The sequence below is a fragment of the Mycolicibacterium hippocampi genome, from assembly GCF_010723735.1.
GTDB lineage: Bacteria > Actinomycetota > Actinomycetes > Mycobacteriales > Mycobacteriaceae > Mycobacterium > Mycobacterium hippocampi.
Window position 1 is genome coordinate 2563814 of record NZ_BLLB01000002.1, and the last position, 14217, is coordinate 2578030.

Here is a 14217-nt window from a genome sequence, read left to right on the forward strand (position 1 = left end):
CGGGACCAGGGAACAGGGGCTATAGCGATGACCCGCATACAGGATCCGACACACAGAGCGCCACGGCGGGTGTTCCGCGATCGTCGGGAAGCCGGCCGAATCCTGGCCGATCTGCTCGGCGCATACCGCGGGCGTACAGATGTGGTCGTGCTCGGTCTGGCGCGCGGTGGCGTGCCCGTCGCATGGGAAGTGGCGGCGGCCCTGGGTGTTCCGATGGACGCCTTCATCGTGCGCAAGCTGGGAGCACCCGGCCACGAGGAGTTCGCGATGGGGGCGTTGGCCAGTGGCGGCCGGGTCGTCGTCAACGACGATATCCTGCGCGCGCTGCGGATCTCACCGCAGCAGTTGCGTGATGTCGCCGAACGCGAAGGGCGGGAGCTGATCCGGCGGGAAGCTGCGTACCGGGGTGGGCGACCGCCGGTCGACGTCGCCGGCAAGACCGTCATTCTGGTCGACGACGGGCTCGCCACCGGGGCCAGCATGCTGGCCGCCGTACAGGCATTGCGGGAGGCCGAACCGGCCGAGATCGTCATCGCGGTGCCTGCGGCTCCGGAGTCGACCTGCCGGGAGTTCGCCGGTCTCGTCGACGACGTCGTGTGCGCGACGATGCCTACCCCGTTCCTCGCGGTCGGGGAGTCCTTCTGGGATTTCAAGCAGGTCAGCGACGATGAGGTCCGCGACTACCTCGCCACATCCACGATGGGTGCGGCCACCGCGACGATCCGGACCGAGGAGACGCCCGCAGCGGTCGTCAACCGGGGCGCCGTCGACGCCCCGGCCGGCATACCGCCGACGGAGGCGCTCGAGGAGATCATCGGTGACGCGCGAATCGTGCTGATCGGCGAGAGCTCACACGGCACCCACGAGTTCTACGAGGCGCGGGCGGCGATCACGAAGTGGCTCATCCAGGAGAAGGGCTTCTGCGCCGTCGCCGCGGAGGCCGACTGGCCCGACGCCTACCGGGTCAACCGTTATGTCCGCGGGTTGGGCGACGACACCACCCCCGATGAGGCTCTGAGTGGATTCACGAGGTTTCCCGCCTGGATGTGGCGAAACGTCGTCGTGCGCGACTTCGTCGACTGGCTGCACACGCATAACCGGCGACGCCGACAGGACGGGCAACGACAGGCCGGTTTCTACGGGCTGGATCTCTACAGTCTCCACCGGTCGATGCAGGAAGTGATCGGCTACCTCGACAACGTCGATCCCCGGGCAGCGGCGCGGGCACGGGCCCGGTACGCATGTTTCGACCACACCTCCGCCGACGACGGTCAGGCCTACGGTTTCGCCGCAGCATTCGGCGCGGGCCTGTCCTGTGAACGCCAGGCGATCGAGCAGCTCGTCGAGATGCAGCGCAACGCAATGGATTATGCGCGTCGCGACGGCCTCCTCGCCGAGGACGAGGTGTTCTACGCGCAGCAGAACGCCCAGACCGTCCGCGATGCGGAGGTCTACTACCGGGCGATGTTCGGCGGTCGTGTCACGTCATGGAACCTGCGCGACCAGCACATGGCGCAGACGCTGCACGCGCTGCTCGCCCACCTGGATCGGCACCGCGAGGCGGAACCGGCCCGGATCGTGGTGTGGGCGCACAACTCTCACGTCGGGGACGCCAGGGCCACCGAGGTGGGCGCTGACGGGCAGCTGACGCTGGGGCAACTGGCGCGGGAGCACTACGGTGAGGACACCCGGCTGATCGGGTTCACCACGTACCAGGGCACGGTGACCGCAGCCAGCGAGTGGGGCGGCATCGCTGAACGCAAGTCCGTCCGGCCGGCGCTCAACGGCAGCGTCGAGGAACTGTTCCACGAGACGGGCAGAGCGGAGTTCCTGGTGTCCGCAGCGATCAGTCACGCGGTGCGCGAGCCCTTGGACGGTGTCCGGTTGGGACGGGCGATCGGTGTCATCTATCAGCCTGCGACGGAACGACAGAGCCACTACTACCACGTTCGGCCCGGTGACCAGTTCGACGCGATCATCCACATCGACAGCACGCGGGCACTGGAGCCGCTCGAGGTGACGAGTACGTGGTCGAAGGGCGAGACACCGGAGACTTATCCGACGGGACTGTGATGCCGCGGAACCCCACCAACGAACGGAGCACCAGCGCAATGTCATCGTCGCCGTCACCCACCATCGTCACCCTGACGATGAACCCGGCACTGGACATCACCACCGAGGTCGACGTCGTCCGCCCTACAGACAAATTGCGTTGTGCGGCTGCGCGATACGATCCTGGTGGCGGCGGCATCAACGTCGCCCGCATCGCGCACGTACTGGGCGCCTCCGTGGCGGCGGTGTTTCCCGCGGGTGGGCACACCGGCCATCTGCTGACCCGCCTCGTCGGCGAGGCCGGCGTACCGCTGCAGCAGATCGAGATCGCCGAACCGACCCGGGAGAGCTTCACCGTCGACGAACGCAGCACCGGCAAGCAGTATCGCTTCGTGCTCCCAGGGCCGCGGCTCAAGTTCACCGAACAGGCGCAGTGCCTAGACGAATTGCGCAGTGCGGGGGCCTCGGCCCAGTTCGTCGTGGCCAGCGGCAGCCTGCCGCCGGGCGTCCCGCCCGACTGGTACCAGCGGGTGGCCGACGTATGCCGGCCGATGGGCGCGCTGCTGATCCTGGACACCTCGGGCGGTGGGCTCACTCACATCAAGAACGGCGTATTCGTGCTCAAGACGAGTCTGCGCGAACTGCGCGAATGCGTCGGTCGTGAGCTGACCACGGAGGCCGAGCAATTGGCGGCAGCCCATGAGTTGGTCGACCGGGAGATCGCACAAGCGGTGGTGGTGTCGCTGGGATCCGAGGGCGCACTACTGGCAACCCCCATGCACAGCAGGCGCATCTCGGCGGTGCCGGTCCGGGCTGTCAGCGGTGTCGGCGCCGGCGATGCGATGGTCGCGGCGATCGTGGTCGGCCTTAGCCGGTCCTGGACATTGACCGAGTCGGTGCGGTTCGGGATCGCCGCCGGCGCCGCGATGCTGCTGACGCCCGGAACCGCCGCCTGCACCCGCGATGACGTCGAACGCTTCTTCGGGATCGTTCCCGACGCCGAGGACGTCGACGCGGTTCACACCTGATCGGGCGGGAAGCGGTACACCCCGGCCCCGGCGGTGATCCCGGCACCCGCGGCGACCAACAGGATGCTGCCGCTTCGCCGGACCCCGCCCGCCGCCCTGTCGAAAGCGGCAGCCAACGAGGCGGTGTGCATGCCTGCGTCGTCGGCGACGACGATGTGCGACCCGGATACCCCGAGGTGGTCGGCGAGAGCGGTGCGGAACCCGGGCTGTGCCGGGGCGGCGACGATCGCATCGAAGTCCTCGAGCTCGAGTTCCGACCCGCGCAGGCACTCGTGCACCGCCCGTGCCGCTACCTCGGCGTACCTGTCGTCCTTCGCCTCCGACTCCGAGAAGCGGAGCACGTTGCGTCCGTCGACGAGTCCCACTGTGGCGTTGAAGTTCTCGCCGGAATCCGCAGCACTGACCCAGTGGATCGGCCCGAGCCCGAAGTCATCCTCGGCCCAGCCGCACAACAGGGCCGCCCCCGCGGGGGAGAACGGGAAATCCTGACTCATCCCATGCCCCGGATTGGCATCGCTGGCGACCACCACCGCGCACCCGACGGTGTGCGACCTCAGGAAGCCGTCGACGATCTGCAGCGCAGTCAGCAGCCCGCAGCTTCCGTTGGCGACATCGAACGAGAACGTGCCGTGCGCACCTGCGTGCGGATCCTCCGGGTTGGCGTCGACGTCCTGCTGGATCATCGCCGCCAGCGCGGGCTCGCCCAGGTTCCGATCCCGGTAGACCCCGGCATTGATCAGCAGATCCACGTCGTGGGGATTACATCCGGCGGCGTGCAGGCAGTCCCTGACCGACTTGACTGCCAGCCGTAGCGCGCTGTGGCGGGTCCGCCAGCCGCCGTGGGTGACGGCCACCCGGTCAATGACGGTGCCCATACCGGTCCACCAGTTCCTTGTCCAACGTCACCAGAACGACGCCGATCTCCAGCCCGGACGCCAGCGCGATGAGCGCGATCGTCTCCCCGGGCAGGATGTGGCCGGCTTCGAGCTCTTCGACAAGGGCCACCGTGTGCGTCGTCGACGCGGTGTTGCCGTAACGGTCGACGGTGATCACCGCGTCATGCCGGGGACTGTCACCGAACGATGCCGTGAGTTCGGCCATGCCCTTGCGAATCGCCCGTGCCGAGGTCTGGTGGGTGATCACATGATCGATGTCGTGCATCGAGATGCCCGCCGCGTCCAGCACCTCGTGAAGCAGCAACGGGGTGTTCGACATCGCTGCCCGGTGAATCCCCCTGGCGTCGGTGAACATCCGGGCGCCCGGCTCGTTTCCCTTCGGGTAGCCGAGGCACAACCGGCTGTAGTCGGCCACGGTGGTGAAGCCGGCGCGCCGAATCCCGTCGGATCCTGCGGGAGCTCTCTCCAGCAGAAGCGCCGCCCCCGCGTCGCCGAGGGTCAGCGACGCCAGTTCCTTGCTCATGATGTTGCGGATGTGGCGCGCCGCGTTCTGGCCCAGCTGGGAGATGTACTCACCGCTGACCACCAGCACGCGTTCCACCGCGCCGTGGCGGATCCAGTTGTTGGCGATGGTGACGCCGGTGAGCATTCCTGCGCAGGCGTTCGAGACGTCGAACGTCATCGCGCTCTGGGCCCCGATGGCGTCGGCCACGGCGCGGCTCATCGTCGGCTCCAGCCACTGCGTCAGACCGCCGTGGAACTTCGTGATGCTGCAGCTGATCACGACGTCCACCGAGGAGCCGGGGCGCCGTGCCCTGTCGAGGCAGTCGAACGCAGCGGCCGTAGCGAGGCTGTAGGAGTCCTCATCACCCACCGAGACCCGGCGCTCGCGAATCCCGGTCAGCCGTTCGAGGTCGATGTGTGTGTGGTGACGGGTCCGCGACATCAACTCCGACGTGCTCAGATGTGTCGCGGGGAGGTGGCGCCCAGCCCCCGCCAGGCGGGTGCGGTACGGAGCGGAGCACTCCCCGCTGTGGGGCTCCATCACCAGCCACCGCGTCCGCGTCATTGACACATGGTGGTCGCACCGCCCGGAGGCGGATAGAGAACTTCGGGCGCTGCCTGCGAGGACCTTGGACCCTCCGGCCGCCGAAACCCCTTGCCAGAGGTTCTGGTGGTGGGACCATGGGTGTTGTGACAGACAGGAGTGAACGGGGCCCGCAAGCCAGAATGTCGCCGCTGCGGGACACGCTGTCTCAACTGCGGCTGCGCGAGCTGCTCATGGAGGTCCAGGACCGCGTCGAGCAGATCGTCGAGGGCCGGGACCGCCTCGACGGCCTGGTCGAAGCCATGCTGGTGGTCACAGCAGGGCTCGAGCTCGACGAGACTCTCCGCACGATCGTGCACACGGCAATCGACCTCGTTGATGCGCAGTACGGGGCGCTTGGCGTACGGGGGCATGGCCACGAACTCGTCGAGTTCATCTACGAGGGCATCGACGAACAGATGCGCGAGAAGATCGGTCGCCTCCCCGAGGGCCGCGGTGTACTCGGTGTGCTGATCGACGATCCAAAGCCCATCCGGCTGGACAATATCTCCCACCACGCCGCATCGGTGGGCTTCCCGCCCCACCATCCGCCGATGCGAACGTTCCTCGGGGTGCCGGTACGGATCCGCGACGAAGTGTTCGGCAACCTGTATTTGACAGAGAAAGCTGACGGCCAGCCGTTCAGTGAGGACGACGAGGTGCTGGTCCAGGCGCTGGCCGCGGCGGCCGGGATCGCCATTGAGAACGCCCGGCTCTACGAGCAGTCGAAGATGCGGCAGGCGTGGATCGAGGCCACCCGGGACATCGGCACCGAACTCTTGTCGGGAACCGATCCGGCCACGGTGTTCCGCCTGGTCGCCGACGCATCTCGGGTGCTCAGCGGCGCCGAGATGACGTTCGTGGCGATTCCGGAAGACCCCGAGTTGCCCGTCAGCGAGACGACGGAACTCGTCGTCGCGGCAACCGCCGGCGAAGGCCCGGTCACGGACCTGCACTCCATCCCGGTCGAGGGAACCATCGTCGGTTCAGCCTTTATGCAACGCGCGTCCGCCCGGTTCGACAGGTTCGACGTCACCGGCGAGGGCATGTGGGCCGGCCCGACGCTGGTCCTGCCGTTGCGTGCCGCCGGCGCCGTCGCCGGCGTCCTCGTCGCGCTTCGACCCGTCGGGGGCGAACCGTTCACCGAAGAGCAGCTCGACATGATGGCAGCCTTTGCCGACCAGGCGACGCTGGCGTGGCAGCTGGCGAGGACCCAGCGCCAGATGCGCGAGCTCAGCATCCTGACGGATCGCGACCGCATCGCGCGCGACCTGCACGACCACGTGATCCAACGGCTGTTCGCCGTGGGACTGGCACTGCAGGGAACGATCCCACGAGCACGGGCACCCGAGGTTCAGCAGCGGCTCATGGGCTGTGTCGACGACCTGCAGGAAGTCATTCAGGAGATCCGTACCGCGATTTTCGACCTGCACGGCGGCTCGTCGGGCGTCACCCGGCTGCGCCAGCGCCTGGACGAGGCCGTCGCTCAATTCGCCGGTGCGGATCTGCGGACGACCGTGCAGTACGTCGGTCCGCTGTCCGTCGTCGACGCGAGACTTGCCGACCACGCCGAAGCAGTTGTCCGCGAGGCCGTCAGCAACGCCGTCAGACACGCGAAGGCCAGCAACCTCGCGGTCAACGTCGTCGTCGAGGACGACCTGTGCATCGAGGTCAGTGATGACGGCCTGGGGATATCCGACGAGGTCACCGGCAGCGGGCTGATCAACCTGCGTCGACGCGCCGAGGACGTCGGCGGGGCGTTCAGCATCGTGAACTCGCCGCGCGGCGGAACGGTGTTGCGGTGGTCCGCACCGCTGCCGTGACCGCGACGTCCCCGCGGGCAGGTAGCGACCAAAGGCCCTAACCGGTTGGCGCGGCCAGGGATACCGTTCATCCATGAGTACCGCGCACGACTCGGGCCCGGCTCATGCGGTGTCCGCGGACAGTGACAAGCCCATCGTCGTCGGCTTCGACGGGTCGCGGACCGCCTTCAACGCCCTGAGGTGGGCGGTGCCGGAAGCCGAGTCCCGCGATGTGCCGCTTCGGGTGGTCCAGGTGACCCCCGGCGATGACCGGCACGACGGATCTGCCGCGGCCCATGGCGCCGGGTCGTCCGTCGACGCAGCGGTGCTGTCGGTCGAGGCGGAAGCTGAGCGCACCGGCAAGTCCATCCGGGTGGAGTCGGTGCGGGTCGACGGCGATGTCGCCGACGTTCTCATCGCCGAATCCAGGGATGCCCTGATGGTTTGTATCGGGGTTCCCTGGCGGGCCCGGTCCAGCGAGCGGCTGTTCGGGCCGACAGCCGCCGCGCTCGCCGCCCACGCGCACTGCACAGTCGCCCTCATCCGATCCGACTCGGCGGGGTCGCCCCCCGAGTCGGGGGTGATCTCAGTCGTCCTCGATGACGAACCGGACAACAACTCGGTTGTCCACCTCGCGATGCAGGAGGGTCGGCTGCGTGAGGCGACCGTGCGGCAGGTGGACAGACGCGTCGACAGTTGGATCCGGCGGTTTCCCGACGTGCACGTAGAGATGGTCGCCGCGGGAAGCGGCCGCCCTTACCTCCCCGGGCATCACGGCGCCCAGGGAGTGCAGTTGGCCGTCGTGGGTCAGGCGGATGCCGACCGCATCACCGACCTCGAGGTCCCGAACTGCCACCCGATCGTGGGCTACCCGGACTGCTCTGTGCTGTTGGTCCGCCACTGACATGATCGCGCCGGCGAAGCGACGGTCGCGGGCGAACCTCTTGCTGCCGGGGCTCTCCCAGTTCCAGGAGTATGAGACCGGTTGGTTGCGCGCCGACCTGACTGCAGGCCTGACCGTCGCGGCGTATCTGGTTCCCCAGGCGATGGCGTACGCCACCCTCGCCGGAGTCTCTCCGGTCGCCGGGCTGTGGGCCGCCCTGGTGCCACTTGCGGTGTATGCCGTGCTCGGATCCTCCCGGCAGTTGTCGGTGGGACCCGATGCCAGCACCACGGCGATGACCGCCGCGACTCTGGCGCCGATCGCCGGCGGTGACGACGCGCGCTATGCGGCCTCGGCGGCCGTGCTCGCCGCGCTCGTCGGTGTCATCTGTCTGTTGGGCGGGGTAGCGCGACTTGGTTTCCTCGCAAACCTGCTGTCCCGGCCGATACTCATCGGCTACATGGCCGGCATTGCGCTGGTGATGATCGCGGGCCAGCTGGGCAGGCTGACGGGTACCGAGGTGACAGGCAACGAATTCATCTGGCAGACCGGCTCTTTCGTGGCCCGCCTGGCCGACGTGCACTGGCCGACGGTCGCGTTGGCTAGCGCTGTGGTAGCGGTGCAAATCGTGTCGTCGAAGCGCGGGGTGCACGTGCCCGGACCGTTGATCGGCGTCATCCTCGCATCGGCTGCCGTCATGTTGTTCTCATTGCAGACACGCGGGATCGCCGTCGTCGGATCCGTTCCCTCCGGACTCCCGGACCTCGGGATCCCGGGGCTGCGCGTCGACGATCTGCTACCACTGCTGCTCCCTGCGGTGGGGATCGCGATCGTGGCGTTCTCCGACAACCTGGTGACCGCGCGGGTTTTCGCCGCCCGAAGCGGTCAGGAGATCGACGCCAACGCCGAAATGCGGGCGTTGGGGGTGTGCAACCTCGGTGCGGGGCTGGCATCCGGTTTCCCGGTCAGCGCCAGCGGGAGCCGCACCGCGATCAGCCATTCACTGGGCAGCCGCACCCAGCTCGCGTCGCTGACCACCCTGGCCGTGGTTCTCGTGGTGCTGACGTTCGGGGGCGGCCTGCTGTCGGCGGTGCCGCTGGCGGCGTTGGGGGCGCTGGTCCTCGTGGCTGCGTTGCAGCTCATCGATGTCTCGGAGTTTCGTCGCCTGGGGCAGTTCCGGCGCAGCGAGCTGATATTGGCGTTCGCGACCACCGCGGCCGTCCTGGGCCTCGGGGTGCTCTACGGAGTGCTGGCCGCGGTGGCGCTGACCATCCTCGACCTGTTGCGCCGGGTCGCCCGCGCGCACGACAGCGTCCTCGGTTTTGTTCCCGGCCTGCCCGGCATGCACGACGTCGACGATTATCCGCAGGCGGAAATGGTGCCGGGCCTGGTGGTTTATCGCTATGACGCTCCCCTGTGTTTCGCCAATGCCGAAGACTTCCGCAAGCGAGCGCTGGATGCGGTGGCGGCCTACCCGCAACCAGTGGAGTGGTTTGTGCTCAACGCCGAGGCCAACTCGGAGGTCGATCTCACCGCGCTCGACGCCGTGGACCGGTTGCGCGTCGACCTGGCGCGGCGAGGCATCCGGTTCGGGATGGCACGGGTCAAGCAGGATCTCCGAGATGCGTTGCAGGCGGCCGGGATGCTCGACGCCATCGGAGCCGAGCACATCTACCCGACGCTACCCACGGCGGTCGCCGCGTTCCGGCAGCGGGACGACCCCGTGGGCTGACCGCTGCGGCGATCGCCGGTCAGACAATGGTGAACTCAGACGACGGTGAACTCGCGGTCCGGTTCGGAACCGAAACCGAACCGGCGGCCGGTGATCCGCGTCGGAAGCACCCGGACGTAGTGCTCCTTGACCGTCGCAGTCCACGGCAGGAGCTGGGCGCGTTCGGCTTCCTCGATCTCTTCGTCGGTGTGCAGGCTGCGGGCCACCCCCTTGACGATCACACTCCAGCCGTCGGTCGCAGTGTGGTCGTCGGCCTCGAAGAGCACGTCCTTGTTGATGGCGGTGCTGACGAGCTTGGTTCCCTCTGCTGTGCGGAACAGCACGGTGCGGCGCTGGACGACGAAGTTGACGGGAAAGATCTCGGGCACCCCGTCGGCGCTGGTCACCAGCCGGCCGAGGGCAGCGCGGGAGAGCAGTTGCCAGCATTCGCTTTCGGGCAGAATCGTCACCGGTCGCGGGGTGGCTTCATCGCTCATACGGCCACGCTAGCCAATCGTGGGCGTCCGGCCTGTGAGGCGTTGTTCCCTGGTGCGAAGGACCAAAGTAACCAGTCGGGCATCCGGGCAAAGGTCCCCGCGATGACGGGACTTCCGTCTCTGTGCGACAGCCCTCACCCAGAGCAAACTCGGAGGTGTAAATGCCAGAGAGGAAACCACATACATGGCCGCACAGTTTCCCGATGCCGACACCATCCGCGCGGCGTTGACGTTGGCAACCCGCGCACCGTCGGTGCACAATTCCCAGCCGTGGCTTTGGCGGGTGGGGCCGCAAAGTCTGCACCTCTACGCCGATCGGTCTCTGCACTTGGAGCACACCGATCCCGACCGGCGCGATCTGCTCGTCAGCTGCGGCGCCGCGCTTCATCACGGCACCATCGCGTTGGCGGCGTTGGGCTGGTACGCCACCATTCACCGCTTGCCGAATCCCGATGAGCCGGATCACCTGGCCGCGATCAGCCTGCGTCGCCACACGGCGGACGAGACCGATATCGCGCTCGCCGCCGCGATCACCAAGAGGCGCACGGATCGACGCAACTTCAGCTCGCAACCGGTAGCCCTCGGCGATATCGCCTGGATGGGTGCCCGGGTGGCCCGGATGGGCGTGTCGCTGCGCCGCGTCGAGACCACCACCGATTTCAAAGCGATCCTGACCCAAGCGATGTGGCAGCACGCAATCGATTCCGGATATGCCAAAGAGCTCACGACGTGGAGTGGTCGACATGCTGCGGACGTGGGGGTGCCTGCGCGCAACACGCCTGAATCCGATCCGGTGGCGGCGGTGCCCTCCCGCGTTTTCGCCGGGACCGCGTTGAGCCAGCCACGGTATGCACCGCCTGCCTATGACAACGGCGTGCTGCTGGCCCTCGGCACCTCGGCCGACGATGACCTGAGCAGGTTGCGGGCCGGGGAGGCGACCAGCTCGGCACTGCTCACCGCGACGGCCAGGGGACTGGCGACCTGCCCGGTGTCGGAGGTGCTTGAGGTGGCCGAAACCCGCACGATGGTGCGATCGGAGATCTTCGACGACCGGTACCACCCGCAGATGCTGATGCGCGTGGGATGGGCCCCGGTCGACGCCGACCCACTGCCGGCGACGCCTCGGCGGCCGATCAGCGAGAGAGTGACCCGGCTCGACGGCTCACCGTTCGACGGCCCCGAGGACGAATAGCGCGCCACCTTCAGTTCTTGGTGGCGGTCACCAGGAGGTACTCGGCGGAGTATGCCGTGCGGTCCGGCTCCGATGCCTCGTTCCAGGTCTCCAGCAGGGTCAGGAAGTCGCGGTCCAGAGTCGCGGTCCGCTCCGCGTCGGCCTCGTTGAACCGGTACGTGGCGATGGTGGGCCCGTAGTTGGCCTTCCAGTACTCCCGGAACTGCAGTGCGCTTGCGCAATGATCCATCAGCACGGTTTCGCGGCGGACGGTCAGGTCGCTCACCCTGTGGCCGAACAGCTCTCGCACATGGTTCTCGTCGCCCCACATCGGCGCCGGTGATGCTCCCGGCGGCGGAGGGGGAGCATAGGGCTTCATCGTGGCGAACAGCTGACCGATGAATCCTTCGGGCGTCCAGTTGATCATCCCGATGGTTCCGCCCGGGCGGACCACCCGCACGATCTCGTCGGCAGTGGCCTGGTGGTGGGGTGCGAACATGGCCCCGACACTCGAAAGAACGACGTCGAAAACACTGTCGTCGAACGGCAGGGCTTCGACATCGGCCTCGATCCATTCCAGCTCCACTCCGCGCCGCGCGGCGATGCTGCGGCCCGCCTCGAACAGTTCCGGCGTCAGGTCACTGGCAGTCACGGTGGCCCCGGCTACGGCGGCGGGGATGGCGGCATTGCCCGCACCCGCTGCCACATCCAGCACCCGCTGTCCGGGCCGGACGCCGCATGCCTGAACCAGGCGGGGACCCAGCTCCGGAATCAGGTCCGCGGCCACCGCCGGGTAGTCGCCCGACGCCCACAGCGCCCGGTGTTTGGCCTTGAGCGCCCGATCGGCGTCGTGTTCGGGCTGTGAGACCGGTGCGGCGTCGGATGTGCTCATCGACCTTCTCCTTCGGTCGCCAGCGGATCACCAGGCCGTGCTCCGCACGCTGGGCGGCACCTGCGAATCATAGCGACAAATGCGGTATCACCAGCCCAAACAGCCGATTTTGCGACTGATCGGTTTGATCTTCATGCCCAGCGGTATACGTCGCGCATGAAAGCTTCCGAAATCGTGGGTGCACCGTTCGAACTGGGTGCGGCAATCCGTCATCGCCGGTTGTTCCACCCCGCGGGGGTGCTGGCCAACGGCGCCATCGAGCGAGTGGCCGCACCCGGCGAGGGGTTGCCCGTGGAGTCCGGGCCTGTCGTCGGCAGGGTCTCCAAAGCCGTCGGGATCCCCGGGAGTCTGCCCGACGCAGCCGGGTTGGCGTGGCGGATGCCGCCCACGGCCCCCGGGGCCTGTCCGTGGGACGTGCTGCTGGTCACCGCAGGGGTGGGCAGTGCGTCGATGCTGCCCAACCGGCTGCTGCTGCGGCCGGTCACGTCCTGGTCGGACGCGCTGTACTCCAGCCTGATGCCGCTGAGCTACCGGGACCGACTGTGGTGGGTCCGTGCCCGCCTCACCATGCCGGAGAACGTGCCGGGGCTGTCCCTGGACACCGTCGTCGACGGTATCGGGCGCGGCGGACTGCAGTTCGACATCGAACAGGCCGGCGGCTCTGCGCCGTTCGAGCCGTTGGCGCGGCTGACACTCACCGACATCGTGCGGGCAGCCGAACACCCCGACGACGACGTGGCGTTCGACCCGGTGCGCAACAGCGCCCCGGGTGTGCAGTTGTGGCCGGAATGGCTGCTGCGGCTGCGTCGGCTGGCCTACCGGAGCAGCCGCGAGGGACGCGACGCGGAAACGGTGGGGCGATGACCACTTCCGAAGCGCACAACTCGCTGACGGTGACCCGGGAGACGACGGCGTCGGTGCAACGGGTCTGGGACCTGCTCGCCGACGGGTGGACCTACTCCCAGTGGGTGGTGGGCAACAGCCGGATGCGGGCGGTGGACCGTGACTGGCCGGCACCGGGGAGCCAGATCCATCACTCGATCGGGTTGTGGCCGTTGGTCATCAACGACACCACCACCGTCGAGAAGTGCACGCCGCTCGAAGAACTCGTGCTCCTGGCCAAGACCAGGCCGTTCGGTGCGGCACGGATCACCATGCGGCTCGCCCCGACCCCCACCGGATGCCGTATCGAGATGGCAGAGGTCCCTGCCAACGTGCCGCTGAGATGGCTGCCCGACTCGGTCGGGCTCGCGGCGGCATGGCCCAGAAATCGCGAATGTACCTGGAGGTTGGCGTCCCTCGCGGAACGCCGCGACCTCGAGGCCGCCGAAGAGAAAGGTTGACGATGGGTTTCCCACCACAACAGCAAGAAGTCCCCGGACTGCAGTCGGCAATGAACCCGGTACCGGACTGCGGTGAATCCAGCTACCGCGGCACAGGTCGCCTCGAGGGCAAACGGGCGGTGATCACGGGTGGCGACAGCGGCATCGGACGCGCGGTGGCCATCGCGTACGCCCGAGAGGGCGCCGACGTGTTGATCGCGTACCTCAACGAGGACGACGACGCCGCCGAGGTCGAGCGCTTTGTGCAGGATGCCGGGCGTAAGTGTGTGCTCATGCGCGGTGACCTGGCTGATCCGGCCCACTGCCGCGCGGTGATCGACCGTGCGGCCACCGAATTCGGCGGGATCGACATATTGGTCAGCAACGCCGCGTTCCAGATGTCCCACGACAGCCTCGACGAGATCAGCGACGAGGAATGGGACCACACGTTCCGGCTCAATGTCGGTTCCTACTTCTACCTGCTCAAGGCGGCGCTGCCGCACATGCCGGCCGGAGCATCGGTGATCGGCAGTTCCTCGGTGAACTCCGATACCCCGTCGCCCACCCTCGCGCCCTACGCCGCCACCAAGGCCGCGATCGCCAACTTCTCCGCGAGCCTGGCTCAGATGCTGGGGGAGAAGGGGATCCGCGTGAACAGCGTGGCGCCTGGGCCGATCTGGACACCGCTGATCCCGGCCACCCTGCCCGAGAAGAAAGTCGCCAACTTCGGGGACGACACCCCGCTGGGCCGGGCGGGCCAACCAGTCGAACTCGCCCCGGTCTACGTGCTTCTCGCCTCTGACGAGGGCAGCTACATCTCCGGCGCCAGGGTGGCGGTGACCGGCGGTCGGCCCGTTCTCTGACGGGCGACCGCCC

At 67.9% G+C, this 14217-nt stretch carries 13 protein-coding genes; 9 read left to right on the forward strand and 4 right to left on the reverse strand.

Features of this window, described 5'->3' with window-relative positions; all coding sequences use genetic code 11:
• Nucleotides 1-27: 27 nt before the first annotated feature.
• Both G6N53_RS13455 and G6N53_RS13460 read left to right on the forward strand, forming a co-directional pair.
• Entirely contained in the window at nucleotides 28-2073 is a 2046-nt protein-coding gene (locus G6N53_RS13455) for an erythromycin esterase family protein (RefSeq protein ID WP_163889035.1), read from the forward strand.
• A gap of 38 nt (nucleotides 2074-2111) precedes the next feature.
• Nucleotides 2112-3080 carry a 1-phosphofructokinase family hexose kinase gene (locus G6N53_RS13460; RefSeq protein ID WP_205390376.1) on the forward strand — a complete coding sequence of 323 codons (969 nt, stop codon included), beginning with the start codon at nucleotides 2112-2114 and terminating at the stop codon, nucleotides 3078-3080.
• Here G6N53_RS13460 and G6N53_RS13465 read toward each other — a convergent pair.
• Together G6N53_RS13465 and G6N53_RS13470 are read right to left on the reverse strand one after the other, a co-directional pair.
• Nucleotides 3071-3955 (reverse strand): 3-oxoacyl-ACP synthase, encoded by an 885-nt coding sequence (locus G6N53_RS13465; protein ID WP_163889037.1) that lies wholly within the window; start codon nucleotides 3953-3955, stop codon nucleotides 3071-3073. The two genes, G6N53_RS13460 and G6N53_RS13465, sit on opposite strands and share 10 nt — an antisense overlap.
• Entirely contained in the window at nucleotides 3939-5045 is a 1107-nt protein-coding gene (locus tag G6N53_RS13470) for a 3-oxoacyl-ACP synthase III family protein (RefSeq protein ID WP_163889039.1), read from the reverse strand. Before G6N53_RS13470 ends, G6N53_RS13465 begins: the two co-directional genes overlap by 17 nt.
• Nucleotides 5046-5161: 116 nt before the next feature.
• On the opposite strand from G6N53_RS13470, the gene G6N53_RS13475 reads away from it, so the two are divergent.
• From G6N53_RS13475 to G6N53_RS13485, 3 genes are all read left to right on the forward strand, one after another.
• Complete coding sequence (locus tag G6N53_RS13475; RefSeq protein ID WP_371870824.1) at nucleotides 5162-6886, forward strand: sensor histidine kinase; 1725 nt, start codon at nucleotides 5162-5164, stop codon at nucleotides 6884-6886.
• A 73-nt stretch (nucleotides 6887-6959) separates the two neighbouring features.
• Entirely contained in the window at nucleotides 6960-7769 is an 810-nt protein-coding gene (locus tag G6N53_RS13480) for a universal stress protein (protein ID WP_163889041.1), read from the forward strand.
• A 1-nt stretch (nucleotide 7770) separates the two neighbouring features.
• A complete protein-coding gene (locus G6N53_RS13485) occupies nucleotides 7771-9480 on the forward strand; it encodes a SulP family inorganic anion transporter (RefSeq protein ID WP_163889043.1) in 1710 nt (569 codons plus the stop codon).
• A 35-nt stretch (nucleotides 9481-9515) separates the two neighbouring features.
• Here G6N53_RS13485 and G6N53_RS13490 read toward each other — a convergent pair whose 3' ends face one another.
• Entirely contained in the window at nucleotides 9516-9956 is a 441-nt protein-coding gene (locus G6N53_RS13490) for a pyridoxamine 5'-phosphate oxidase family protein (RefSeq protein WP_163889045.1), read from the reverse strand.
• Nucleotides 9957-10140: 184 nt separating this feature from the next.
• Between G6N53_RS13490 and G6N53_RS13495 the strand changes: the two genes are divergently transcribed.
• Nucleotides 10141-11148, forward strand: a complete 1008-nt coding sequence (locus G6N53_RS13495) for an Acg family FMN-binding oxidoreductase (RefSeq protein ID WP_163889047.1) — start codon at nucleotides 10141-10143, stop codon at nucleotides 11146-11148.
• A gap of 10 nt (nucleotides 11149-11158) precedes the next feature.
• Here G6N53_RS13495 and G6N53_RS13500 read toward each other — a convergent pair whose 3' ends face one another.
• Nucleotides 11159-12019 carry a class I SAM-dependent methyltransferase gene (locus G6N53_RS13500; protein ID WP_163889049.1) on the reverse strand — a complete coding sequence of 287 codons (861 nt, stop codon included), beginning with the start codon at nucleotides 12017-12019 and terminating at the stop codon, nucleotides 11159-11161.
• Between the two features lie 156 nt (nucleotides 12020-12175).
• Here G6N53_RS13500 and G6N53_RS13505 point away from each other — a divergent pair, with 156 nt between their 5' ends.
• Genes G6N53_RS13505 through G6N53_RS13515 form a run of 3 tightly spaced genes read left to right on the forward strand, consistent with a single transcriptional unit; the run spans nucleotide 12176 to nucleotide 14204 of the window.
• A complete protein-coding gene (locus G6N53_RS13505) occupies nucleotides 12176-12883 on the forward strand; it encodes a phosphodiesterase (protein ID WP_163889051.1) in 708 nt (235 codons plus the stop codon).
• On the forward strand, nucleotides 12880-13362 hold the full coding sequence (locus G6N53_RS13510) for an SRPBCC family protein (RefSeq protein ID WP_163889053.1): 483 nt from the start codon (nucleotides 12880-12882) through the stop codon (nucleotides 13360-13362). The genes G6N53_RS13505 and G6N53_RS13510 overlap by 4 nt, the downstream gene beginning before the upstream one ends.
• Before the next feature lie 2 nt (nucleotides 13363-13364).
• On the forward strand, nucleotides 13365-14204 hold the full coding sequence (locus tag G6N53_RS13515) for an SDR family oxidoreductase (RefSeq protein ID WP_163889055.1): 840 nt from the start codon (nucleotides 13365-13367) through the stop codon (nucleotides 14202-14204).
• The last annotated feature ends 13 nt before the right edge of the window (nucleotides 14205-14217 follow it).